The organism is Williamsia sp. z34, assembly GCF_059553395.1.
Genome location: NZ_JCANWW010000009.1, coordinates 98,542 through 120,032 on the forward strand (window position 1 = coordinate 98,542; position 21,491 = coordinate 120,032).

19 protein-coding genes and 1 pseudogene are annotated in these 21,491 nt (G+C 64.5%); 6 read left to right on the forward strand and 14 right to left on the reverse strand.

Features of this window, described 5'->3' with window-relative positions; genetic code table 11:
- The 5 genes from AC51GT_RS20785 to AC51GT_RS20805 are packed head-to-tail and all read right to left on the reverse strand — an operon-like array spanning window position 1 to window position 6,077.
- Window positions 1-264, reverse strand: a complete 264-nt coding sequence (locus AC51GT_RS20785; protein ID WP_496326858.1) for a monovalent cation/H+ antiporter complex subunit F — start codon at window positions 262-264, stop codon at window positions 1-3.
- Window positions 261-995 carry a Na+/H+ antiporter subunit E gene (locus AC51GT_RS20790; protein WP_496330020.1) on the reverse strand — a complete coding sequence of 245 codons (735 nt, stop codon included), beginning with the start codon at window positions 993-995 and terminating at the stop codon, window positions 261-263. The genes AC51GT_RS20785 and AC51GT_RS20790 overlap by 4 nt, the downstream gene beginning before the upstream one ends.
- Window positions 992-2,605, reverse strand: a complete 1,614-nt coding sequence (locus tag AC51GT_RS20795) for a Na+/H+ antiporter subunit D (protein WP_496326860.1) — start codon at window positions 2,603-2,605, stop codon at window positions 992-994. Before AC51GT_RS20795 ends, AC51GT_RS20790 begins: the two co-directional genes overlap by 4 nt.
- Window positions 2,602-3,192 (reverse strand): Na(+)/H(+) antiporter subunit C, encoded by a 591-nt coding sequence (locus tag AC51GT_RS20800; protein ID WP_496326861.1) that lies wholly within the window; start codon window positions 3,190-3,192, stop codon window positions 2,602-2,604. Before AC51GT_RS20800 ends, AC51GT_RS20795 begins: the two co-directional genes overlap by 4 nt.
- Window positions 3,189-6,077, reverse strand: coding sequence for a Na+/H+ antiporter subunit A (locus AC51GT_RS20805; protein WP_496330021.1), 2,889 nt, complete (start codon window positions 6,075-6,077; stop codon window positions 3,189-3,191). The genes AC51GT_RS20800 and AC51GT_RS20805 overlap by 4 nt, the downstream gene beginning before the upstream one ends.
- Before the next feature lie 257 nt (window positions 6,078-6,334).
- Here AC51GT_RS20805 and AC51GT_RS20810 point away from each other — a divergent pair, with 257 nt between their 5' ends.
- Window positions 6,335-6,757: a hypothetical protein gene (locus AC51GT_RS20810; protein ID WP_496326863.1), complete on the forward strand. Its 423-nt coding sequence runs from the start codon at window positions 6,335-6,337 to the stop codon at window positions 6,755-6,757.
- On the opposite strand, the gene AC51GT_RS20815 is transcribed toward AC51GT_RS20810, so the two are convergent.
- Window positions 6,732-7,412, reverse strand: coding sequence for a TetR/AcrR family transcriptional regulator (locus AC51GT_RS20815; RefSeq protein ID WP_496330022.1), 681 nt, complete (start codon window positions 7,410-7,412; stop codon window positions 6,732-6,734). The genes AC51GT_RS20810 and AC51GT_RS20815 overlap by 26 nt on opposite strands.
- A gap of 80 nt (window positions 7,413-7,492) precedes the next feature.
- Between AC51GT_RS20815 and AC51GT_RS20820 the strand changes: the two genes are divergently transcribed.
- Together AC51GT_RS20820 and AC51GT_RS20825 are read left to right on the forward strand one after the other, a co-directional pair.
- Window positions 7,493-8,269 carry a carboxymuconolactone decarboxylase family protein gene (locus AC51GT_RS20820; protein ID WP_496330023.1) on the forward strand — a complete coding sequence of 259 codons (777 nt, stop codon included), beginning with the start codon at window positions 7,493-7,495 and terminating at the stop codon, window positions 8,267-8,269.
- 2 nt (window positions 8,270-8,271) lie between these two features.
- Window positions 8,272-9,102: a mycofactocin-coupled SDR family oxidoreductase gene (locus AC51GT_RS20825; protein WP_496326866.1), complete on the forward strand. Its 831-nt coding sequence runs from the start codon at window positions 8,272-8,274 to the stop codon at window positions 9,100-9,102.
- 226 nt (window positions 9,103-9,328) lie between these two features.
- Here AC51GT_RS20825 and AC51GT_RS20830 read toward each other — a convergent pair.
- A pseudogene (locus AC51GT_RS20830) lies at window positions 9,329-10,270 on the reverse strand (integrase core domain-containing protein); the annotation flags it as partial.
- Between the two features lie 135 nt (window positions 10,271-10,405).
- Between AC51GT_RS20830 and AC51GT_RS20835 the strand changes: the two are divergent.
- Window positions 10,406-12,157 (forward strand): HNH endonuclease signature motif containing protein, encoded by a 1,752-nt coding sequence (locus tag AC51GT_RS20835; protein WP_496330024.1) that lies wholly within the window; start codon window positions 10,406-10,408, stop codon window positions 12,155-12,157.
- A 14-nt stretch (window positions 12,158-12,171) separates the two neighbouring features.
- Here AC51GT_RS20835 and AC51GT_RS20840 read toward each other — a convergent pair whose 3' ends face one another.
- Together AC51GT_RS20840 and AC51GT_RS20845 are read right to left on the reverse strand one after the other, a co-directional pair.
- A complete protein-coding gene (locus AC51GT_RS20840; RefSeq protein ID WP_496330025.1) occupies window positions 12,172-12,378 on the reverse strand; it encodes a ferredoxin in 207 nt (68 codons plus the stop codon).
- Between the two features lie 4 nt (window positions 12,379-12,382).
- Window positions 12,383-13,657: a cytochrome P450 gene (locus AC51GT_RS20845; RefSeq protein ID WP_496326869.1), complete on the reverse strand. Its 1,275-nt coding sequence runs from the start codon at window positions 13,655-13,657 to the stop codon at window positions 12,383-12,385.
- 171 nt (window positions 13,658-13,828) lie between these two features.
- Here AC51GT_RS20845 and AC51GT_RS20850 point away from each other — a divergent pair, with 171 nt between their 5' ends.
- A complete protein-coding gene (locus AC51GT_RS20850; RefSeq protein ID WP_496330026.1) occupies window positions 13,829-14,434 on the forward strand; it encodes a TetR/AcrR family transcriptional regulator in 606 nt (201 codons plus the stop codon).
- Between the two features lie 46 nt (window positions 14,435-14,480).
- On the opposite strand, the gene AC51GT_RS20855 is transcribed toward AC51GT_RS20850, so the two are convergent.
- The gene (locus AC51GT_RS20855; RefSeq protein ID WP_496330027.1) at window positions 14,481-15,326 is read right to left on the reverse strand and encodes a mycofactocin-coupled SDR family oxidoreductase; all 846 of its coding nucleotides are present in this window, start codon (window positions 15,324-15,326) and stop codon (window positions 14,481-14,483) included.
- Between the two features lie 462 nt (window positions 15,327-15,788).
- Here AC51GT_RS20855 and AC51GT_RS20860 point away from each other — a divergent pair, with 462 nt between their 5' ends.
- Entirely contained in the window at window positions 15,789-16,550 is a 762-nt protein-coding gene (locus AC51GT_RS20860) for an FAD binding domain-containing protein (RefSeq protein WP_496330028.1), read from the forward strand.
- On the opposite strand, the gene AC51GT_RS20865 is transcribed toward AC51GT_RS20860, so the two are convergent.
- The 4 genes from AC51GT_RS20865 to AC51GT_RS20880 form a co-directional block, all read right to left on the reverse strand.
- On the reverse strand, window positions 16,543-17,385 hold the full coding sequence (locus tag AC51GT_RS20865; protein WP_496326873.1) for a mycofactocin-coupled SDR family oxidoreductase: 843 nt from the start codon (window positions 17,383-17,385) through the stop codon (window positions 16,543-16,545). The two genes, AC51GT_RS20860 and AC51GT_RS20865, sit on opposite strands and share 8 nt — an antisense overlap.
- A 175-nt stretch (window positions 17,386-17,560) precedes the next feature.
- The gene (locus AC51GT_RS20870) at window positions 17,561-19,810 is read right to left on the reverse strand and encodes an AAA family ATPase (RefSeq protein WP_496330029.1); all 2,250 of its coding nucleotides are present in this window, start codon (window positions 19,808-19,810) and stop codon (window positions 17,561-17,563) included.
- Between the two features lie 19 nt (window positions 19,811-19,829).
- Window positions 19,830-20,759: a CDP-alcohol phosphatidyltransferase family protein gene (locus AC51GT_RS20875; protein ID WP_496326875.1), complete on the reverse strand. Its 930-nt coding sequence runs from the start codon at window positions 20,757-20,759 to the stop codon at window positions 19,830-19,832.
- Window positions 20,756-21,469 carry a phosphatidylserine decarboxylase gene (locus AC51GT_RS20880; protein ID WP_496330030.1) on the reverse strand — a complete coding sequence of 238 codons (714 nt, stop codon included), beginning with the start codon at window positions 21,467-21,469 and terminating at the stop codon, window positions 20,756-20,758. The genes AC51GT_RS20875 and AC51GT_RS20880 overlap by 4 nt, the downstream gene beginning before the upstream one ends.
- Window positions 21,470-21,491: the final 22 nt, after the last annotated feature.

The following is a 21,491-nucleotide window of genomic DNA, read 5'->3' on the forward strand; positions in this document are numbered from 1 at the left end:
TCACACCTCGTTGTCCCGGACCCGGAAGCGGGCGACCGCAACGGATCCGACAAAGCTGAGCAGGGACAGCGCCACGATCCCGGAGACCACCGTCGAGTCCATGGAGTAGGCCGCCCACACCACCAGCGAACACATCGCCACCGCCACCGCGGTGTCGAGCGCAACGAGCCGGTCGAGGGTGTCGGGGCCGATCAGCATGCGCGTCGTGGTGAGCACCGACGCGGCGAGCAGAAGGGAGGCAGCGATTATCCAGACAACGTTCACTTCATGACTCCGCTCGGGTCGTCGTCGTCGATTCCGTGGTACGGGCTGGCATGCCATTCACTATCGCGCTCGAAGGCCTTGATGAACAACCGTTCGACGGTTTCGACCTGCCGGTGGAAAGCCTTCACCTTCTCCGGTGAGCTGGCGTCGATGATGTGGACATACAGCAGCCGCCGGCTGTGGTCGATCTCGACCACCATGGTTCCGGGCACGAGATTCAGATAGTCCACGGCAAGCGTCAGCACCAGGTCCGACTTGATGGCAAGCCGGACCCGCAAGACCGCGCTCAGCGGTGGTTTGGCCGGCCGGACCGCCAGCCAGCCGACCTCCAGACTCGACTTGAAGAGGTCGAACATCAGGCGGAAGACCAACTCGAGCAACGTCAGCGGGTGGACGCGGCCCTCAACCGGGACCCGCGGCAGCGGTAGCAGGACCAGGACCACGATCGCGACGCCGATACCGGCGACGACGTTGGCCAGGTCGTATGTCCCCCACAGCAGAACCCAGACGAAGGTGAGCCAGGCGATCGTCCACACCCGGACCGCGACCTCGCGGCGGTCCGAGCCGAACCAGCGCTTGATCTGTATGTGGTTCCGGGTCTGGATCGCGAGCTTCGAGATATGCCAGGCGAGGAATATGACGGTGAACCGCCAGGCGTTCACCAGCCGCGCACGCACCGGCCCGCGCGGGTTCGGCGGTTGAGGTCGTGACGATACGGTCTGATCGGTCATCGGCCACTTCCCAGCACGGCGTCGAGGTAGATGCTCGAGTCGGTGAGGTCGGCCGCGGCCTGATCGGTGAACTCGAAGATCGGCCCGGCCCACAGGGTCAGGATGATGCCCGCGACGACCATCGCGATGGTGGGCACCACCATGCCGATGGGCATCCGGCCGACGTCGACACGGTCGTCGAAGGCGACGTCGTCGGCGTCGGATCCGTCGAGCAGCGGGGACGGGCCGGCGTCGGCCATGTCACCTTCGGGGGCGTCGGCGCGCGGCCGCCAGAAGGCCTTTGTCCAGACCCGGGCAACCACGTACAGCGTGAGGAGGCTGGTCACCACCGAACCGCCGACCAGGCACCAGGCGAGCACGCTGCCGTCCTCGACACCGGCCTCGATGAGCGCGACCTTGCCGATGAACCCGGAGAACGGCGGGATACCACCGAGGTTCAGTGCCGGGATCAAGAACAGACCTGCCAACAGGGGACTGGCCGCCAGACCACCGAGACGGCGCAATGAGGCGGAGCCGGCCTGTCTTTCGATGAGCCCGACCACGAGGAACAGTGTTGTCTGCACCAGAATGTGGTGGGCCACGTAGTAAATGGCGCCGGACAGTCCGAATTCTGTGGACAGCGCGAGGCCGAAGATCATGTAACCGATGTGGCTGACCAGTGTGAACGACAACAGTCGTTTGATGTCGGACTGGGCTATCGCACCGAAGATGCCCACCAGCATCGTCAGCAATCCGGCCACCATCAGGACCGTGTCCATGGAGCCACCCGGGAACAGCAACGTATGGGCCCGGATGATCGCGTACACACCGACTTTGGTCAGCAGGCCGGCGAACACCGCGGTGACCGGCGCCGGGGCCGTCGGATACGAGTCGGGCAACCAGGTCGACAGCGGGAAGACGGCCGCCTTGATACCGAAGGCGACCAGCAACACCGCGTACAGCGCGCCCTTGGTGCCGTCGGGTACGTCCTGTAGACGGATCGCCATCTCGGCCAGGTTCAGGGTTCCGGTGGCGGCATAGGCGAAGGCGATACCCGCCAGGAACACCAGCGACGAGACCATCGAGACCATCACGTACGACACACCGGCCCGGACCCGGTCCGCGCTGGCGCCGAGGGTCAGCAAGACGTAGCTGGCCGCCAGTAGTACCTCGAACGAGACGTACAGGTTGAACAGGTCGCCGGCGAGGAAGGCGTTGCAGACTCCGGTGCACAGTAGTAGGTAGGTCGGCAGGAAGATCGAGACCGGCTGGTCGACCGTGCCGTCGCGGATACCCTGACCGACCGCGTAGAGCATGACGCAGAGCAGGACCGCGGTCGAGACCACGAGCATCAGCGCCGAGAGTTGGTCGGCGACAAGGGTGATGCCCAGTGGACCCAGGTCACCGCCTTTGGCGTCCCAGCCGCCGATGTGCAGGGCGTATGTACCGTCCCGGTTGGTCAGATACAGCAGCAGGCAGGCGGCGACAAAGGAAATGGATATCGCCGTCACGGTCACCACACGCTGAAAACGGGGGTAGCGCCCCATGATCAGCGTGAGCACCGTGCCGATCATCGGAACCAGTACCGGCGCCACGATCAGGGTGGGGAACCAGGCATTGGACAGCGTCATGTGTCTGAGCCCCCTCTGGTGTCCGGCACGGTTTCTTCGAGGTCCGCCAATTCATCGGCGAGATCGTCGGGGTCGGGCAGGATGTCGGTTTCGTATATCTCGGCGCGACGGGCCCTGATCTCCTCTTCTGTCAACGGGTTGCCGGCGTCGTCGAACATGTCGCCACGTCTGGTGTCGAGGCCGGTGACCGGGTCGTCGCTGCGGTCGCGGTCGGGTGCGTCCGAGCTGCGCTGGTGCTGGACCTTCAGATCCTCGGGATCATCGTCGACCTCGTCGTCGGTGTTGATCATGAAGCTGCGGTAGGCCAGCGACAGGATGAACGCCGCCATACCCATCGTGATGACGATGGCGGTCAGGATCATGCCCTGCGCCAGCGGGTCGGCGTCGGCGGTGCGGTCTCCCGAGTTGCGCCCGATGATCGGGGGATTGCCCATCCCGCCGGAGATGGTGATGATCAGCAGGTTGATCGAGTTGCCGACCAGCAACAACCCGAGCAGCATCTTGATGAGGCTGCGTTCGAGCAGCAGATACACACCGCAGGCCGCCATCAGGCCGACCACGATGAGCAGTCCGAGGTTGACACTCATGCATCGACCTCCTGTTTCTCGCGACGGACGCGCGGAGCGTCTTCGTCGAGGCGGGCGCCGAGGCTGCGCAGGACATCGAGCACCAGACCGACGACGATGAAGTAGACGCCGAGGTCGAAGAACAACGCCGTCACCAGCTTCACGTCCCCGAAGATCGGGAGTGTGAACTCGATCGTCGCCGAGGACAGTGCCGGTGCGCCGAGGAAGACCGAGGCCACCGCGGTGGCCACCGACAGTCCCAGTCCGATACCGAGGATTCGGCCCGCATCGATCGGGATGGCTTCACCGAGCTCGTAGCGACCGCCGGCGAGGTAACGGAGTACCAAGGCGAGTCCCATCGTGAGACCACCGGCGAAACCGCCGCCGGGTGCGTTGTGTCCGGCGTAGAAGAAGTAGAGCGACAACACGATCATCGTCGGGAAGATCAGGCGGGTGGTGGCCTCGAGCACCATCGACCGGTGCCGCGGGTCGCGGAAGTTGCTGCCGCGCAGCCATGTCGTCCGCTCACCGAACAGCTGGGCGCTGTCGTATGCGGCAGGTCGCGGCGCATTCGTGCGGGTGGCGTCGGCGACGCTGGGCGCGGAGCCGAACCGGCGGTGCCGGAACACCATCGAGGCGACACCGGTCGCGGCCACCAGCAGCACGGAGATCTCACCGAGTGTGTCCCAGGCGCGGATGTCGACCAACAAGACGTTGACCGTGTTCGAACCGTTGCCGTACTTGTATGCGGCGTAGGGCAACTCTGACGACATCGGAATCGTGTTGCGGGCTGCCGCGGCGAAGAGGCCCACCGCGACCAGGAGTGCACCGAATGCCAGGCCGAGGATGGCGCGCAGCGGCTTGAAGCCCGTTCGGTGGCGTTTCTCGGCTTCGGCGGGCAGTTTACGCAAGACCAGGACGAAGATGACCAGCGTCAATGTCTCGACCAGGAACTGCGTCAGAGCCAGATCGGGTGCACCGTGGAGGGCGAACAACACGCCGCAGCTGTAACCGGTGACTCCGACGACCAACACCGCGGCGAGGCGGTTGCGCAAGACCGTGGCGGCGATCGCGGAGGCGACCATGATGCCTCCGATGACCAGCTGAACGGGCGATTCGAACCCCTTCAGTTCCACCCGGTTGCGCGAACCGGCGAACAGCACGATGGTCGGCAGCAGCACCAGGGTGGCGACGATGATGCCCTGTGTCCGCGGCAGCGACCCGCGCTGGGTGTTGCGGGTCAGGTTGACCGAGAGCGTGTCGGCGCCGCGCAGGACAGCGTCGTAGATCCGGTCGGCGTTGCCCAGTGCCGGCTTCACGAACCCGAGCCGGCCCAGCTCACGGACCAGCACGAACAGTGCCGTGCCCGCGACCACCGCGATCGCGGTCAGTGCCAGCGGCAGGTTGAATCCGTGCCAGAGCGACAGATGGACGATCTTCTTGCCGTAGTCGGGGACGGTCTCGGCGTAGGGCTCGAAACCTTCGCCGATCAGACCGGCGAACGGACCCGATACGACGCCGGCCAAGGCCAGGATCCCGGCCGGGATGAGGAATGCGGCGGTCGGCTTGTGCAGTCGGGCGACGGCTGGACTCGGCGACGACTTGCGTTTACGACCGAAGGCACCCCACAGGAACCGCAGTGAGTACGCAACGGTGAGGATGGAGCCGATCACCAGCAAGATCACCTCGACCGGGCCCTGCCAGGAGTTCAACGAGCCGGTGTGCCAGATCTCGGCGAAGGCGGTCTCTTTGCCGACGAACCCGAGAGTGATCGGCAGACCGGCCATGCTGGCTGCGGCCAGTGTCGCGATCGCGGCGAGCCACGGCGACTTGGAACCCAGCCACGCGAGTTTGCGCAGGTCGCGGGTACCGGTCGAGTGGTCGATGATGCCGACGACCATGAACAGCGCGGCCTTGAACATGGCGTGCGCGACGAGCATCGTGAGCCCGGCCATCGCCACGTTCGCATCGCCGATACCCACCAGCACCATCAGGAAACCGAGCTGGGAGACGGTGCCGAAGGCGAGTACCAGCTTGAGGTCGTATTCGCGCAGGGAACGGAACCCGCCGAGCAGCATCGTCAGCGTGCCCAGACCCAGGACCAGGATCTGCCAGGACACGAGGTCGGCGAATCCGGGTGCCAGTCGGGCAACCAGGAAGATGCCTGCCTTCACCATCGCGGCTGCGTGGAGGTACGCGCTGACCGGGGTCGGTGCGGCCATCGCGCCGGGCAGCCAGAAATGGAACGGGAAGATGGCGGACTTGCTCAATGCGCCGATCAGGATCAGCACGATCGCGATGGTGACCGATGTCCCGCCGGGCGGGTCGGCGACGATCTCCGAGAGTGAATACGTGCCGGCGATCTCACCGAGCATGACGATGCCGACCAGCATGGCCAGGCCGCCGGCCGTGGTGACCAGCAAGGCCTGGGTGGCGGCCCGGCGACTGGTGGCGCGTACGGCGTAGAAACCGACGAGCAGGAACGACAGGACCGTGGTCAGTTCCCAGAAGATGTATAGGACCAGCATGTTGTCACTGCAGACCAGGCCGAACATGGCGCCCGCGAAGGCGACCATCTCGCCACCGAAGCCGGCCACCCGGCGTCGGGTCTCACTGAAGTACTCAGCGCAGTAGCAGAGCACCAATGCTCCGACCCCGAGAACCAGGACCGACATGATCGCGGCCAGGGTGTCGAACCGGAGGTCGATGTTCATCTGCAGCGCGGGCACCCAGGTGATCGATTCGGTGCGGATGCCCTGGGATTCGTCGGGCCAGTTCGCGAAGACCCAGATGAGCCCGCCGAAAGGCGCCAGGGCCAACAGATAGAAGCCCCGCCGGCCCAGCCAGGTGATGATCGCAGGCGCCAGCACAGCCGTGATGGCCAAGGCGGCCAGGACTGCAATCAAGGGGCACTCCGTCGATCAGTGTGGGCGGTGTGTCGTGGCACGAGGCCGGTCGGGAACAAACGGCGCAATACCTGCTGTCCGCGCTACCTGCTGTGTGCTGTTCGGCCTCGTTTCTGCGGTCCAGTCTACCGTTACTGCTGCTAGGTGCCGTATTCGGGCTTCGGTTCGTCTCTGAGGCGAACTAATTGACCAGGTCACCGCAAGGCTCTCCGCCGGTCGGTAAGACAGTTTTCGACCCCACGCCCTAGTCTGTCTCCATGATTCGGGTGCGGGTGGTTGTGATGCTGGTTCTGGCGGGTCTGACGCTGCTGATCGGGGCGTGCGGCAGCGACGACAAGGAGGCGGATTCGACGTCGGCCGCGTCGCTGGCGCTGCCCGGCGATTTCCCTTCGCAGGTGCCGGTGATCGAGGGTGCGGTGCTTGCCGTGGGAGGCACCGCCAAGGACGGCTGGAACCTGACCGTCGCCGGTCGGGCCGATGCCGGTGACCCGTTCGACAACGCCTCGACCCAACTTCTCGACGCCGGTTTCGCCGAACAGTTCCAGCGCCAGGAAGGCGCCGAGTCCGTGAAGGGTTTTGTCGCCGAAACCGACGGCGAGCGCTACACCGTGGTGATCGGCACCACCGAGGCATCTGTCAGCGGTCCGACCGCCATCACCTATCAGGTGTCGAAGTCGTAGCTCGGTTGCCCGTCTGAGGCCAGGCGGCCAGCGCCGCGAGCGTCTCCTCGGACGGAGGCGACACCATTTGCGCCATCAGGCTGTCCAGCAGCTGACTCACGTGCACCGCGTACGGCGGCACGGGTAGCCCGAGCATGCGGGTGCGATGCCGGTCCGCGCAGACGTGCAGGCTGGTTGCCGAGGCCTGACGTATCCGTATCTCTCGCAGCCGCCTCGGTATGTCGCCGATCAGTGAGTTGACTCTTGCGGTGTACGCATCCTCGACTGTCCGGTTGGACGAGGGGAGTCTGTCCAGTGGGTGGACCTTGTGCCCGAGTTGTTCAAGGAACTGCAGGTAGTAGCAGTCCTCGTCCTCGGCGAGTTCGATCAGCGGTAGATGGTGCGCCTCGATCACCCCGCGCAGATCGTCAGCGGGCGTTCGGGCCTGGAGCAGTGCTCGCCTGCGGTCCAGATCGTCGAGGCGGTTGACCAGGATGGCCTCGACCAGGCCTTCTTTGGATCCGAAGTGATATTGCACTGCCGATTTGTTCGCCATGCCCGCTTCGGTCCCGATCTGGCGCAGCGGTACCCCGTCGATTCCGTGGACCGCAAAAAGGCGCTCGGCGGTGAGCACCAGTTGCTGTTTGGCGGACCGACCGACCGGGGGCATCGACATCTGACCATGAAACCATGATGGACAAAATTAGGGCTAGGGACTTAAAGTTCAGGCACTAGACCTGAAAGTGAGTCCCCAAAATGGAAAATCTGGCTCCTTCCGCCTATCGCGACGTGATGATGTCGGACCCCCCGATCGGCTCGACCCCGTTTGTTGACGCGCAGCAGCGGTTTGTCTTCGGCGAGGTGTGGGCGCGGCCCGGACTGAGCCGCCGCAACCGCCGCTGGGTCACATTGACCTGTGTCGGCGCCGCCGACGCGCAGCAGCCGATCGAGGATCAGGTCATCGCCGCGCTGAGCAGCGGCGACATCACCATCGACGAGATGCTGGAGTTCGTCCTGCATTTCGCGGTCTACAACGGCTGGCCCAAGGCCTCGCACCTCGAGGGCGTCGTGCGACGGCAGTGGGCGATGATGGAGCAGGCGCGGGGCCGCTCGGGCGCGGTTGCCCCACAGGAGAACTCGCAACTGGGACCGTCCGACTGGGACGAGCGGATCGAGCGCGGCGTGCAGGAGTTCTGTGACGTCAACCTGATCGAGGCTCCCGGGCCCGACACGCCGTACATGCACGCCGGGATCCTGAACTTCGTGTTCGGGCACGTCTGGCAACGTCCCGGCCTCAGTCGGCGTGATCGGCGATTCATCACCGTTGCCTCTGTGGCCGTCTGTGATTCTGCGCTGCCGCTCACGTCGCATACCGGGTCGGCTCTCGAATCCGGCGACATCAGCAAGGCCGAGATGGACGAGGTCGTGCTCCAACTGTCGGCGTACTCGGGTTTCGCCAAAGGTGAAGCTCTCCATGCAGTTGCGGAACAAGCCTGGGCAAGGATCGCCCGGTCACAGGAAAAGGAAGCGTGAAAATGTCAGGACTTGAAGGTCGCGTTGCGTTCATCACCGGTGCAGGCCGTGGGCAGGGCCGCGCTCACGCCGTGCGGTTGGCGCGCGAAGGTGTCGACATCATCGCTGTGGACATCTGCGAGAACGTCGATTCGATGACGTATCCCAATGCAAGCGAGGCGGATTTGGCCGAAACCGTGCGGCTTGTGGAGCAGCAGGATCGCCGGATCGTCGCCCGCAAGGCGGATGTGCGGAATTATGAGGAGCTTTCGGAAGCATTTGGTGAGGGGCTGGCCGAGTTCGGGCGGTTGGACATCGTGATCGCCAACGCCGGGATCATCCGGATGGGTCCGGAATCGGAGGACTTCCTCACCGATTGGAAAGACGTCATCGACACGAACCTGTCCGGGGTGTTCCATACCGTCCGTGCCTCACTGCCGGCGCTACGCGAAGGTGGCCGTGGCGGTTCGATCGTCATCACCAGCTCCACTGCCGGATTGAAGGCGTCGGCATCACTCAATGCCAGCGGCATGGCCTACGCATCGGCCAAGCGCGGACTTGTCGGGCTCATGCAGGGGATGGCCAGTTATCTTGCACCCGAATGGATTCGGGTCAACACCATTCATCCGACAGGTGTGGCCAGTGGTATGACGATGAACGAGGCCATGGCGAAGCTGTTCGAGGAAGCGTCGGCAGGCGGTTCCAACTCCATCTCCGGGATGCAGAACGCGCTCCCGATTGAGATGCTCGAACCCGAAGATGTGGCAAACGCCGTTGCCTTCCTGGTCTCCGACGAGGCCAAGTTCATCACCGGAACCGAATGGGCTCTGGACGCGGGCTTCATGATTCGCTGACGTTCTTCGCGTCACGGCGGCTGTCGGATGTGATGTATCGGGTCATCGGTGACGGTTCTGCATCAGGACATCGGTGACAGTTTATGTATCAGGACTTCGGTGACGGTTTCCTTGGGTTGGGTCGTGGGCCACGGGGTCGTCCATTGCCGACGTATGTGGTGCCTGGGCGGGAGCGCGGAGAGGGCTGATCAAACAGGGGCGCAACAGGTTTGGGTTCGGGGCGCGGCGGATCAACTTTGGGCGTGGCGCACCACGCGGTCAGTGGTGTGACCCGCCCAGGCAGCCCCTGATGGGGGCGCGCGGTGTTGTAGATGTGGTCGAACGCATCGACCTGGGCTTGAAGCTCAGCTACCGTCTCGGCCAGCGGCTGCTTGTCCAGGTATCGGAACAACGTCTGGTGGAAACGTTCATTCTTTCCTTGAGTGGTCGGCTTGTAGGGCTTACCGGTGATTGCTTCGACCCCGAATGCGTGGACATGGTCGACAAGTCGGCCGCTATAGCCCTGGCGGGAAGGGTTGAAAGCAGCGCCATTGTCGGTCAAGAGTCGTTGCGGAACCCCGTGTGTTGCAATTGCCTTGTCGAAGACTGCAATTGCGGCTTCGGAGGTCTCACCACCAGCCACGTGGGAGGCAACGGCGAAACGCGAATGGTCGTCAATGAGCTGGAGGATGACGCACTTACGCCCACCGGTCAGCACGTATTCGGTGCCATCGAGTTGCCAGCATGCGTTCGGAGCGGGATAGACAAACCGTCGCCACGCTGAGCGGGGCTTCTTCTTCGGCTCGCGACGGGCCACGCCGGCCTCTCGGAAGATTCGTGCCAGCGACGCCGTGGACGGCACCTCCTCCAGCCCCATCGAGCGCATCTTGTCGTACACGCTAATCGGTCCATGATCGAGCCCGGAAGCCTCCAGAGCCGATCGCACCGCCAACGCCTGCGCTTTGACCGCGTCGCTCAACATCGATGGACTCGATTTCGGGCGCCGGGTCCGCGGCTCCAGCACTGCCGATGGACCCTCCACCTTCGCGCGTTTACGCAACTCGTAGAAGGACTTTCGAGATACTCCGTGCTCGGTGCAGAACGTTGAGACCGCCCCGCGCGGTGCATCGTCAGGCCACTGTGAGATCGCCAGCCGGACTACAGGATCGATGGGTTCATTGACAGCCACCCCCTCAGTCTTGGTGCAGAACTGTCACCACCAAGATCACCCACAATGTCACCGATGTCTTGATGCAGAACTGTCACCGATGTCCTGGGAGATAACACATGAGGCGTGTCGTACCCCTGCTTTAGACTCAAATGTATGTTCGAGGGGGAGTTCGAAGATGCAGGTGGGGACGATGAAATCGGTCCTGTCGAGTCGCTGGGTGTCAACGAGTTGTTGCGTAACACCGAGCTCGCGATGGCTCAGCAGTCGCGGATGGAGTGGGAGCGTTATGCCGCTGCGGCGATGCTGCACCGACATCTCGTTGAGCCCACTGCCGGGTCTGAGGCGGAGATGCGGGCGCTTGATCCGTTCGCGCAGTGTGCGGCGAGATTGTCTGCCGCACAGGGTCTGACGCAGCGGACTGCGGAGTTGCAGATCAATCGTGGGGTGGCGTTGCGCGATCGCCTGCCTGCGGTCAATGAATTGTTGAAGGCCGGACTAATCGCCGCGCACCATATTCCTGACATCATCGCCCGGACTGAGTTGATCGAGGGTTCGGCCCATATGGCTGATATCGATCGTGGGATCGCCGAGGCGCTGGGTCGGCGGGGTTCGTGGTCGAAGAATCGGATGCGAGACATGGTCGATGCCATCATCTTCCGCCGGGATCCTGATCTGGTTCGGAAGAACCGGGAGGATGCGAAGAACAATCGTGGGGTGTGGGCCAATAACACCGACCACGGCATGGCGGTTTTGGATGCGCATTCCACCGCTGAGGAATTGACGCTGATCGTGGCCAGGTTGGAAAAACTGGCGATGGCCACCTGCGAGGCTGATCCGCGGCGCAAGGCTGATCGGATGGCTGATGCGTTGTTCGCCACGGTGATGGGCCGGGAGTTCCGCTGTGAATGCCCGAATGATCCGAAACATCCCTGCACCGCTGAGATCATCACCGTTCCTGCCGGACAGGTGGTTTCGGGTGTGGATGTGAAGATCGTGCTGCATGTGATCGCTGATCAGGCCACCGTCGATGGTCGCGCCGAGAATCCAGGCTTCATCGACGGACACGGCGTGATTTCCGGCGATCATGTTCGTGATATCGCTGCTCGCCCGGAAACGGTGCAGCGGCCGATGGGCAACAAGACTGAACCTGCGCCCGTGCAGCCCGAGCCCGAGCCTCAGCCCGAACCAGTGCAATCGGAACCCGAGCCGCCCGAGCAGGAGACGCCAAAACCGAAGCGGCCGAACGTGTACATGCGCCGACCGCAGAACCCGCCAGTCGAAGACCTCCCCGATGACGGCGACGACAATGCGATCGTTGCGGCGCCGTTCCCGCAAGTGGTTCCACTGCCGGCCACCCAGCCTGGTGACCGGTACCGGCCGTCGGTTGTCTTGGACACCTACCTTCGGATCCGCGACATCTACTGCATGTGGCCTGGTTGCGAGCACAAGGCCTGGGGCGCCGACCTCGACCACACCTGCGAGTACAACCACAACGACCCCGAGAACGGTGGCTGCACCCATCCCTCAGAGATGAAGACACTGTGCCGGTTTCATCACCTACTCAAGACATACTCCGACTGGCTTGACGACCAGTACCCCGACCCCGCGACCGGACGTACCCGCCTGGTCTTCACCACCCCCGAAGGACGCCACCATCACGGCCCGGGCTGGACCGGTGATGACCTGTTCCCCACGCTGCGACTGATCATCTTCGATGACCAACGCGGCTCACCAAACCGGCCACCGCCGGGACCACCGTCAAGAACGCAAACCCGAACCGCTGCCAAACACGCACGCCGCCAACAAGAACGACTACTCAACCGCCGACAACGCGAACTCGAAGAGCAGCTCGCCCAGAGGCTCCGCGAAGAGAAAGGGAGGAGTGGCCCGCCGCCGACGTTTTAATGCTCAGGCTTTGATCAATGCTCCTCGATGCTGATCGCCTGGCGGGGACAGGCGGCGATGGCTGCGCGGATCGACTTCTCGGATCCCTCCGGCGGATGTTCGTCCCAGATGGCCATGTCGTCGTCACCGATGTCGAAGATGTCCGGCGCGATCTGGGTGCACAGTGCGTGGCCCTCGCAGCGTTCCTTGTCGATGGTCAGTTTCGGTTGTTGGGCGTTCATGTGATCACGCTGCCGGTGGGGTGAAGAGCAGATGGAGTTCTGAGAGGCCACGCAGCAGGAAGGTCTTTTCATAGCTGTACCGGCGATTTCCGGCCGGCCCGTGTTTGTCTTCGTTGATGGCGATGTTGCCGGTGTTCGCGAGATAGCGGTCGACGGTGGCAGTGGCTTCCGCACGTGCCAGGGGCGCTCCGGGGCAGGTATGCGCCCCGCGGCCGAAAGCGATGTGTTCCCTGTTGTTCTCACGGTCGAGATCGAATACGTCCGGATTCTCGAACTTCCGGTCGTCGCGATTGCAGGCGCCGGGATGGACCATCAGGGTCGTCCCGGGTGGCACGTCGACGCCGCCGAGGTTGACGGCCATCTTGGTGAACCGGAAGTCGCTCTTGGTGGGACTCTCCAGGCGCAGGACCTCTTCGATGAACGGGGCGATGACCTTCTTGTCGGCCCGCAACTTCGCTTGCAGCTCTTGATCTTCGGCGAGGATACGAAGGGCGGATCCGATCAGGCGGGCGGTGGTGTCCTGGCCGGCGCCGAAGAGGAAGGACGCCAATCGCACGACCACGTCGGGCTCCGGGACAGAGCCGTCGGGATAGGTCGCGGTCGCGAGTTGGGTGAGTACGTCTTCCTGTGGGTTCTGGCGACGATCGATCACGTACTCCATGAATCGCTCTTCGCAATACTGCAGCAGGTTGGTCTCGACAGTCTCCGATCCGCCCAGCGCGCCAACCACTTTCGCCTTGAAGTTACTCAATCGGAGGTTCACGCGGTCTTCGTCCGGCATGCCGAGCAGGTCGGCGATCACGAGAGTGGTGAAGGGTCGGGAATAGTCCGCGATGACCTCGCCGGCACCGGTCGTGACGTCCTCGAGCAGGCACTGATCGGCGATGGCGGACATCGCTTCGGCATTCTCCCTCAGTCGACGCGGGGTCATGATGCGACGGAGCAGTCCGCGTTCGCGTTCATGCGGCTCGCCGTCCATGGTGATCAGGTACTCGTAGAAGAACCAGTGCTCTCGGTTCTGCTCGACGTAGTCGCTGATGTCGTCACCGTCGGGCTGGCCCTCCAGTGGAGGAAACGGTCCGGCGACCGAATTGCAGGCAGAGAACACCTCTGGATCCCGGTAGACCTCGATGGCTTCCTCGTACCCGGTGACGGCCATGACCCGGGGCATCGCAATGGGATGTACCGGGCACCGCGACCGGAGCTCGTCGAAGTAGGGATACGGGTCGTCCGCCAGTGCGGGTTCGCTGAAGAAGTCTGCCTTGGTGATGTCAACCATCGTCAGGCCTTTCGGTGATGGGGCGGTGAGACTCGCCGAAGTCAAAAACTGATCGATCGATCAGAATGTTACAGTGAGTCATGGGTAGCCCGGGAGTGAATTTGAGGTCGAAATCGTGTTCGGATCCGCAATGCTGATGTCCGCGTGCTTTTTTGTCGCCGGACAGTACTGATGGCAACCCCGCGCACGAAGCGTGATCCGGATGCGGCCAATGCCCGGACTCGTTTGATGGAAGCGACGATCGAGGTCATTCTCGAAGAGGGTTACGCCGCAGCCACATCCAGGAAAGTTGCCGCCCGGGCCGGGGTGAAGCAGGCGCTGGTGTACTACTACTTCCCGACGATGGACGACCTGTTCCTCGCGGTGGTCCGCGGAGGGTCGGAGGTCACGTTCGAGCGGCAACGCCGCGCGCTGGAGGAGAACGATCCGCTCAGGGCCTTGTGGCTGATCAGTGGTGATGCGCGCGCCACCAAGCTGAACACCGAGTTCATGGCATTGGCCAATCATCGGAAGGTGGTCAGCGCCGAATTGAAGAGGTCGTCCGAGCGCATTCGCGACATCGAGACCGCGGCGGTGACCATGGTTCTGCGCGCTCATGGTGTCGACCTGGAGAAGTATCCGCCGGTGGTGATGTCCATGATCCTGACCGGCATGGCTCGCAACCTCCGCAATGAGGAAGCGGTCGGCGTGACCGCCGGCCATGCCGAACTCTCGGCGTTCATCGAGCGGTTCATCGACGAGTATTCCTCCGTGCCGTCGTCGAAGCGCGACGCGTGAGCTGCCAGAGCTGTCCTGGATCAGTCCCTGAGAAGCCGTCGAGGTGCTACTTCAGCAGGCTTCCGCCGTCGACGGCAAGTGAGGTGCCGGTGACGTAGCGGGATTCGTCGGAGGCCAGGAACAACACTGCGTTGCTGATGTCCTCGGGTTCGACCCAGCCGATCGGCAGGACGTGCATCATCCTTGCGACCACCTCGAGGTCGTCGGGGCCCGGGTTCTCCAGGTCGGGTCGGAACATCTTCATCGTGCCCTCATTCATGAACATCGGGGAGTTCACGTTGGTCGGCAGGACCGAGTTGACGCGGATCGAGTGCTGCCCGAGTTCGACGGCGAAACTTCGCATGAGCCCGATGACGCCGTGTTTGGCAGCGATGTAGTGCCCGGTGTTCGGGTAGGCCTTCATGCCGCCGACCGAACTGGTCAACACGATGGATCCGCCATTTTCGGACGACAGTAGATGTGGCACAGCGGCTTTGACCGTCTTCCAGACACCCGACAAGTTGACGTCGATCATCTCCTGCCAGTCCCGCTCGCTGGTCTTGTCGAGGGTCTCGCCGCCGTTGCCGATGCCCGCGTTGGCAACGATGACATCGAGTCGCCCCAGTTCTTCGACCCCTTTGTCGACCGCCGAGACGAGTGCGTCGAAATCGCGCACATCGACGTGGGAGGCAATGATCCGGCGGTCCAGATCCTCGACCAGCTTGACGGTCTCGGCGAGGTCTTCCGGCGTAGACGCCGCGATGAGTGGCTCGACCTCGTCGGAGATCGGCCCGCAGATGTCGACCGCGATGATGTCGGCACCTTCTTGTGCCAGGCGCACCGCGTGGCTTCGTCCCTGCCCCCGGGCTGCTCCGGTGACGAAGGCGACTTTGCCCTCCATACGTCCCGCCATTGTCCCACCGATCCTTTCGAAGTTGATTGCGTGTCGGCTCGCTTGGCCGCCGGTACAAAACTGATCACTCGATCAGGACTCTCCCACTGCGGCGATGTTCTGTCAACGGCGACAACGGAACCGCTGTGAAGACAAAGGGTGAGGGTAATTGTTGCAGCAGTGCGTAATCGAGTCTCCGCGGAATCAATCTCCAGGTCTGCATGATCCTGCCGGTCGACGAAATATGATCGGTCGATCAGGATGGATTCGGCGAAATGCTTGAAACTCTGAAGGGGAGGAGTTAGCTTTGCCGGGTAGTCGACGGAACCCCTCGCGCCGGTGTTTTCGGCAGCCGCGTGCAGCCGGCGGGTCGTCGCTGCTGTCTCCCAAGCCTGACGACCCCGGATGTTCTCCGAGAGGAAAGACCATGACTGCACGTCGCATGTTTGTCGTCGTGGCTGGGAGCGACGTCAAATGAGCGTGGTGCCGATTAACGTGCCGGGGGTCGAATTGCAGGGCGTTGAACTCGGTCCGGATTCGGTCTGGATCGGTGCGGGTACAACGCATGCCGCGATCAGACACTCGCGGCTGATTCGAGAACATGTCCCTTTGCTCCGGCCGGCGACTCCGGTGATCGGGTCTCCCGGCGCCCGCGGCGACGAGACGATCGGCGGATCGATCGCTCACGCCGATGCCGCGGACGGGTACGCCGCGGTGGCATTGGCGCTGGACGCCGAGTTCGAGACGATCTCACCGCGTGGCAGCCGGACCGTCGAGGCGACGGACTTCTTCACCGGGCCGTGGGAAACGGTGTTGGCCGACGGCGAGGTCCTGACCGGGATCGTGGTTCCCTGCCGCTACGACCGGGGTGGGTACGCCATCGAAGAGCTCGGGCGGTGCGGTGGTGACTCCGCGGCGGTGGGTGCGGCCGTGGTCGTCTGGCTCGATGCCTACGGCCGCGTCGATCACTGCGCGACCGCGCTGTTCGGCCTGGCCCCGTCGGTGGTGCGGGCTCTTGCTGCCGAGCTGGCGGTGGTGGGTCGACACGTGGGGGACATCTGTCCCGAAGACGTTGCTGCTGAATCGATCCGGGGGTCTTGCGGTTTCGGTGACCACCGTGGCCGGGCAGGTGCTGTGGTGGTCGCACGCGGGTGGCGTCGGGCCGTTCGGGACGCGCTGTATCCACGAGGGGCGCGTTGCCTGCCCCTCGTGGATACCGACGATCAGCGGTGCGGGCCTACTTGAGGCAGCTGCCGGCGTCGACGGACAGCGTCACACCGGTGACGTAGCGGGATTCGTCGGAGGCGAGGAAGAGAACCGCGTTGCTGATGTCCTCGGGCTCGACCCAGCCGATCGGTAGTACGTGCATGAACTTCGCGACGAGTTCCAAGTCGTCGGGCCCGGGATTCTCCAGATCGGGTCGGAACAGCTTCATCGTGCCCTCGTTCATGAACATCGGCGTGTTCACATTGGTCGGGTGCACAGAGTTGACGCGAATCGAGTGCTCGCCGAGCTCGACGGCGAAGCTGCGCATCAGCCCGACAACGCCGTGCTTGGCGGCGATGTAGTGGCCGGTGTTCGGATAGGCCTTGAGTCCACCGACCGAGCTGGTCAGGATGATCGAACCGCCGTTGCCGCCTGAGATCAGGTGTGGGACACCGGCCTTCACCGACTTCCAGACGCCGGAGAGGTTGACGTCGATCATCTCCTGCCAGTCCCGTTCGCTGGTCTTGTCCAGGGTGTCACCGCCGTTACCGATGCCGGCATTGGCAACGATGACGTCGAGTCTTCCGAGTTGCTCGACGCCGCTGTCGACGGCAGCCTTGAGTGCGTCGTAGTCACGGACATCAGCCTGTACCGCAACGATCCGGCGGTCGAGGTCCTCGACCAGCTTGACGGTTTCGGCGAGGTCTTCCGGCGTGGACACCGCGATCACGGCCTCCTCGTCGGAGATCGGGCCGCAGATGTCGACCGCGATGATGTCGGCACCTTCCTGCGCCAAACGTACTGCGTGACTTCGTCCTTGCCCGCGCGCTGCCCCCGTGATGAAGGCGACCTTGCCCTCCATGCGTCCCGCCATCGTGCACCAACCCTTTCGAGATCGACTCAACGTCGGTTCTCGCTCGGAGCCGACGATTGCGTAAATGCTGAACACTCGCTCAGCACACTTTCACCAAACGGGTCAGCGTGTCAACGTTTTGACTGAACAGGCGAATTCGGACCTTGACGAGGGGAGTTGCCGTATTCTGCGGCCCTCAGGAGCCGCGTTTGTCGGCGTATTGCCGAAGGTTCTCCACCTGGTCGGGGTCGAGAGAGGGTCGAACCTTGGCCCGGGCCGCGGCCACATCCTCGGCTGTCACGGTCGCGGCGTCGATGTTGCGGCGCATGGCGGCCAGGGCTGCCTCACGCAGGAGCGCCGAACAATCTGCCGCGGAATAACCGTCCAGGTCGGCGGCGAGTTCGTCGAGGTCGATGCCTTCGGCGAGCGGTACCGACCGGCTCGAGGTTCTCAGGATGTCGCCGCGGGCCTCGGCGTCGGGCGGTGGGACGAACACCAGGCGTTCGAGCCGCCCTGGCCGCAACAGCGCCGGGTCGATCAGGTCGGGCCGGTTGGTCGCGCCCAGGACGACCACATCGCGCAACGGTTCGACGCCGTCGAGTTCGGTGAGCAGCGCTGCGACCACGCGATCGCCGACCCCGGAATCGGAGGACTGTCCTCGTCGCGGTGCGAGGGCGTCGATCTCGTCGAGGAAGATGAGCGAGGGTGCGGATTCGCGGGCCCGGTCGAACAGGTCGCGGACCGCCTTCTCTGAACTGCCGACCCACTTGTCCATGAGCTCGGCACCTTTGACGCTGTGGACACTGAGTTGCCCGGATGCGGCCAGTGCGCGGACCACAAACGTCTTGCCGCACCCGGGCGGACCGTAGAGCAGTACGCCGCGTGGTGGGTCGACACCGAGCCGGGTGAAGGTGTCGGGATGCCGGAGCGGCCACAGGACGGCCTCGGTCAGGGCCGCCTTGGTCTCGACCATGTCGCCGACGTCGTCGAGGGTGATACCGCCGACGGCAACCTCCGGTGAGGCCGACCGCGACACCGGCCGGATCACCTCGAGAGCGCCGCTGAGGTCGGCCTCGGTCAGTTTGGGGGGCTTGCCATCTCGTGCGCTCCGGGCGGCGGCGCGCAGCGCGCCTTCGCGGGTCAGGGCAGCGAGGTCGGCGGCGACGAAGCCGGGGGTGCGGGAGGCGATGTCGCCGAGGTCGATGGTCTCGGTGGGGACGTCGGTCAGCAGTGCGGTGAGTAGTCCTCGCCGGATTTTGCTGTCCGGCAGCCCGATCGACAGTTCCCGGTCGCAGAGGTCGGGATCGCGCAGTCGAGTGTCGAGGTTCTCCGGCCGGGAACTGGTGCAGATCAGCGCGACCCGCGGAGCGGTGATGGCGGTCCGCAGGGCGTCGAGGATCAGGGCGGAGACCGGATCGGACTCGGCGGGCAGCAGTGCTTCGACATCGCTGATCAGCAGGACCGACCCTCGGTCGTCGGTCGAGGAGACCAATTGGGTCACAGCGTCTCTGACCGCACCGAGCCGGGCCGATGATTCCAGGGCGCCGGTCACCGGACCGTCGAGGTAGATCAGGTTGCGGTCGGCGCAGACGGCCCGGACCACCGTGGCCTTGCCCGCGCCGGGCGGGCCGGAGACGATCGCGCCGAGCCGGGCCTGGGCGCCGAGCGCGGTGAGCAATTCGGGGTTGTCGAGCGCCAGTCCGATCCACTCGGTGAGCTTGTCGACCTGGGCGTGAACCCCGACGAGTTCATCGACCCGGCGCACCGGCGGCGCCGGTGTACTCGGAGTCTGTACCTGCATCGGTGTGCTCGGGGCGCGCGCGGGTGTCGTCGATGCGGCCGTCGGGGCGCTCCGGTCGGCCCACAGCACTGCGGTGTCGGGCTGCACACTGACCGGACCGGCCGGTTCGGCGGCGACGACGGTCAGCAGTTCATTGGTCCAGGTGATGCCGACCGAACGTGCCAGGGTTCGCGTCGCCTCGGAGGTGGCGAAGTCGGGGCCGAGGTCGCGGGGGAGCAGCGAGACCACGTCGCCCACCGTCACCACCTTGCCGAGCAGGGCCCGGCGCAGCGTTCGTTCGTCGACCGATTCCGAGGTCAGGGACGAACCCCGGACCACGATGCGGGTGGCACCGTGGACGACGGCCGCAGTGAGTACGACCGGTGCATCGGCTTTGATCCCGGCGTTCGACAGCGTCAGTTCGTCGAGCAGTGCGATGCCGGTCGGTTCGGCCGCCGAGGTCGCGGCGATGACCGCGGTGGTGGTCCGGGATCCGATGACCGCGACGCCATCCCATTCGCGCAACCCCAGACCGGTGAGCACCTCGGGGTGCACCCGGACGATGCCGCGGCGGGCCTCGGCGGCCGACAGGTTGAGTCGTGCGGTCAGTGTCAGCTGCGGTGATCCGGAGTGGGCGGGATCAGCGGCAGCGGATTCGGATGTCACAGCAGCAAAACTACCGGTATCAGGACCCGGGACGCCGTAATCCGAGGCGGGCCGCGGATTGGGTCGGACGTCCGCGACGCACCTGACGGATCGCTCGGCGCTCGGCACGCCGTTCCCGCGGATGGAAATCCCAGGTCTCCGGCCGGCTGGCGACCCAGCGCTTGGTGCGCCAGGCGAAGGGGACGTGGACCAGATAGAGGCCGATGGCGGCGAACATCAGGGCATACGGGTAGGTCAGCAGTGCGGCGGCGACCAAGGCCACCCCGATGAGTACCAGCACCATTGCATTGGGCGGTACCGCAATCGATTTGAGTGACGCCGTGGGTAGCCGGCTCACCGCCAGCAGCGCGGTGAAGGTCATCCAGCCGCCGACAAACGCGTCCGAGGTCCACCAGCCCGAGCCGAACTGCTGGTCGAGTGCAATCGGCAGGATCGCGATCAGGGCGGCGGCCGGTGCGGGCACCCCGACGAAGTAGTCCTTGGTGTACTGCGGACGGTCGTCGTCGTCGATCAGGGTGTTGAAGCGGGCCAACCGCAAAACGATTGCGCAGCAGTAGATCAGCGACAACAACCAGCCGACGTCATTGCCCTGCAGCATGAGGACGTACAGGGTCAGTGCCGGTGCGACACCGAAGTTGATGGCATCGGCCAGCGAATCGAGTTCGGCGCCGATCTTGGTTGTCGCGCCGAGCAGTCGCGCGATCCGTCCGTCGATGCCGTCGAGCAGAGCCGCCGCGGCGATCATCGCCACACACAGGTCGACCCGGCCGTCGAGTGCGAACTTGGTCGCCGACAAGCCGGCGCAGATCGCGAGCACCGTGAACGCCGACGGCACCAGCAACTTGCCGGTGTTCAGGGTCCCGGCGCGACTCGGCCGTCGGCGGCCGTTTGTCTGGGTTACGTGGCGGGAGGCTGTGCGCTGGGTTTCGCCCCGTCCGTAGGCAATCATTTCAATTGCGCCAAAACGGTTTCCGCACCCACCGCGCGCTGGCCGACAGCAACCAGCGGGCGAGTGCCCTCGGGGAGATAGAGGTCGACCCGGGAGCCGAACCTGATCAGGCCGTAGGTGTCCCCGAGTGTGACCTGATCACCGGGTACGGCGTCGCAGACGATGCGACGGGCCAGCAGGCCGGCGATCTGGACCACCGCCAGTTCGGCGCCGTCGTCGGTACGGATCAGCATCGAGTTGCGTTCGTTGGCCTCGCTGGCCTCCGGGAGGTCGGCGCTGAGGAATGAACCGGACCGGTATTCGATCGCCTCGACCTTGCCGGCGGCGGGAATGCGCTGCACGTGCACGTCGAAGACCGACAGGAAGATCGAGATCCGGGGCCGCGGGGTGTCGCCGAGTCCGAGTTCGACCGGTGGCGCCGCGTGGTCGACGAGGGCGACCTGCCCGTCGGCGGGCGCGACGACAACACCGGGCGCGTTGGGCGGTACCCGGGACGGATGGCGGAAGAACGCGGCGGTGGCGAGCGCGGCAATGGTGGCCGGAGTGCGAATCCAGCCATGGCGGCGTCCGGCAACGGCAACGGCCGCGGGAACCGCGACAAACGGGATACCGGCCCGATGTAGCGGTGGCACGGTCTCGCGGATGAGGTCGGCGATGTGAGCCAGACCGGTGGTCGGCTCGGCGTCTGTCGGAGTGGGGCGTCTGGCCATGTCGGTCATTGTTCCAGGCGAA

What these genes read in the sequence shown, in the direction of transcription:
- AC51GT_RS20880 (WP_496330030.1), bottom strand. Translation starts at nt 21,469, where the DNA reads ATGGCCAGACGCCCCACTCCGACAGACGCCGAGCCGACCACCGGTCTG.
- AC51GT_RS20825 (WP_496326866.1), top strand. Translation starts at nt 8,272, where the DNA reads ATGTCAGGACTTGAAGGTCGCGTTGCGTTCATCACCGGTGCAGGCCGT.
- AC51GT_RS20845 (WP_496326869.1), bottom strand. Translation starts at nt 13,657, where the DNA reads ATGGTTGACATCACCAAGGCAGACTTCTTCAGCGAACCCGCACTGGCG.
- AC51GT_RS20815 (WP_496330022.1), bottom strand. Translation starts at nt 7,412, where the DNA reads ATGTCGATGCCCCCGGTCGGTCGGTCCGCCAAACAGCAACTGGTGCTC.
- AC51GT_RS20800 (WP_496326861.1), bottom strand. Translation starts at nt 3,192, where the DNA reads ATGAGTGTCAACCTCGGACTGCTCATCGTGGTCGGCCTGATGGCGGCC.
- AC51GT_RS20850 (WP_496330026.1), top strand. Translation starts at nt 13,829, where the DNA reads ATGGCAACCCCGCGCACGAAGCGTGATCCGGATGCGGCCAATGCCCGG.
- AC51GT_RS20855 (WP_496330027.1), bottom strand. Translation starts at nt 15,326, where the DNA reads ATGGCGGGACGTATGGAGGGCAAAGTCGCCTTCGTCACCGGAGCAGCC.
- AC51GT_RS20835 (WP_496330024.1), top strand. Translation starts at nt 10,406, where the DNA reads ATGTTCGAGGGGGAGTTCGAAGATGCAGGTGGGGACGATGAAATCGGT.
- AC51GT_RS20875 (WP_496326875.1), bottom strand. Translation starts at nt 20,759, where the DNA reads ATGATTGCCTACGGACGGGGCGAAACCCAGCGCACAGCCTCCCGCCAC.
- AC51GT_RS20820 (WP_496330023.1), top strand. Translation starts at nt 7,493, where the DNA reads ATGGAAAATCTGGCTCCTTCCGCCTATCGCGACGTGATGATGTCGGAC.
- AC51GT_RS20790 (WP_496330020.1), bottom strand. Translation starts at nt 995, where the DNA reads ATGACCGATCAGACCGTATCGTCACGACCTCAACCGCCGAACCCGCGC.
- AC51GT_RS20840 (WP_496330025.1), bottom strand. Translation starts at nt 12,378, where the DNA reads ATGAACGCCCAACAACCGAAACTGACCATCGACAAGGAACGCTGCGAG.
- AC51GT_RS20795 (WP_496326860.1), bottom strand. Translation starts at nt 2,605, where the DNA reads ATGACGCTGTCCAATGCCTGGTTCCCCACCCTGATCGTGGCGCCGGTA.
- AC51GT_RS20865 (WP_496326873.1), bottom strand. Translation starts at nt 17,385, where the DNA reads ATGGCGGGACGCATGGAGGGCAAGGTCGCCTTCATCACGGGGGCAGCG.
- AC51GT_RS20810 (WP_496326863.1), top strand. Translation starts at nt 6,335, where the DNA reads ATGATTCGGGTGCGGGTGGTTGTGATGCTGGTTCTGGCGGGTCTGACG.